Origin of the sequence: Secundilactobacillus malefermentans DSM 5705 = KCTC 3548 (assembly GCF_001436395.1) — a bacterium.
Lineage (GTDB): Bacteria > Bacillota > Bacilli > Lactobacillales > Lactobacillaceae > Secundilactobacillus > Secundilactobacillus malefermentans.
Map to the genome: position 1 here is coordinate 1 of NZ_AZGJ01000119.1, position 1,214 is coordinate 1,214.

The following is a 1,214-nucleotide window of genomic DNA, read 5'->3' on the forward strand; positions in this document are numbered from 1 at the left end:
TGCTTGAGCAACAACAATTACCACCAGAATTTGAAAATCATGAGCTTAATCGACGAATGAGCGGGTATAATGAATTTCACTTACGAGATACCCCGAAAAACAAAACACCAAGCGAAACTAACGATGTCTTGGTGGTTTATACGATTGATACAGATGAACTAGTCTTAATTGGCATTCGAGTCGGCTCGCATGATCGTTTATTTCCTGGTCAAAATCGTTCTAAAAGGTATCGAAAAAATGACGAATAAAGGAAGTTATTTTTAGTATATAAAAATAAATGGCCCCTAATATCTTGATTATAGATGTTGGGGGCCTCTTTAACAACGGTCAGCTTTGAAATTATTGAGTAAAGTATCTTGAACCTCTTTAAGAACGTTCGAATCTTTGATTGGTAAGACAACTTGTTGCATAAAATAACCTCCAGTAATAGCATTTGATTTATGTATCTACGTAGGATATACTTAGCTTGAAATAATAATTTAGGAGGGGAAACTATGGAACTAATTAAAGAACAAACACGCTTAGCAAAGTGGGGAAACTCGAAAGCTGCTAGAATTCCTAGCCAGATTATTAAACAATTGAAATTAGATGATAACCAAGATATGACAATAACAATTGAAAATGGATCAATTGTTTTAACACCAATAAAAAAGAACCCAACCAATATTCACGAACTATTTAAGGACTGGCAAGATGACGGAAAACGTGATCACGAGCTTGATTGGGGAAAGTCAGAAGGTAATGAACTTCAATGGTAAGTCAGGGCGATATATTTTATGTTAACTTTAATCCAAGCCGTGGTCATGAACAGATGAATAGGCGGCCGGCCATTGCTCTAAGTAATGATCTAGTCTGTCAAACAAGTAACATGACGATTGTGGCTCCAATTAGCAGTACCGAGCGTAATTTTCCTATGTATCATCGGCTAAATAGTAGTCAAACAATACATGGGAAAGTATTATTAGATCAAACAATAGCCTTAGATTTGCGGGCAAGACATGTCACTGATGAAGCCATTGTCGATCATGTATCGCGTGAAGAACTAGAAGAAATAATCACTTTGTACAAATTATTGTTTAGTATTGATGACGAATAAAAGAAGTCATTCTTATAGTATAAAGATAAATAGCCCCCAATATCTATAATGTAGATATTGGGGGCTATTTTAACAATGTTTTAGAGGGGTTATTAGTATATTATAGACCCTATATATT

3 protein-coding genes are annotated in these 1,214 nt (G+C 35.0%); all 3 read left to right on the forward strand.

The annotated features are described in order from the left end of the window. Positions 1-248 (forward strand): type II toxin-antitoxin system YafQ family toxin (locus tag FD44_RS10035; protein ID WP_056973935.1); only part of this gene is annotated, 248 nt, incomplete at its 5' end. Between the two features lie 246 nt (positions 249-494). Next, positions 495-758: an AbrB/MazE/SpoVT family DNA-binding domain-containing protein gene (locus tag FD44_RS10040; protein WP_001748109.1), complete on the forward strand. Its 264-nt coding sequence runs from the start codon at positions 495-497 to the stop codon at positions 756-758. Further along, positions 752-1,096: a type II toxin-antitoxin system PemK/MazF family toxin gene (locus FD44_RS10045; RefSeq protein ID WP_010620845.1), complete on the forward strand. Its 345-nt coding sequence runs from the start codon at positions 752-754 to the stop codon at positions 1,094-1,096. Before FD44_RS10040 ends, FD44_RS10045 begins: the two co-directional genes overlap by 7 nt. Positions 1,097-1,214: the final 118 nt, after the last annotated feature.

Bases quoted from the DNA above. Each gene is read 5' to 3' on its own strand.
- FD44_RS10040 (WP_001748109.1), top strand. From the start codon at position 495: ATGGAACTAATTAAAGAACAAACACGCTTAGCAAAGTGGGGAAACTCG.
- FD44_RS10045 (WP_010620845.1), top strand. From the start codon at position 752: ATGGTAAGTCAGGGCGATATATTTTATGTTAACTTTAATCCAAGCCGT.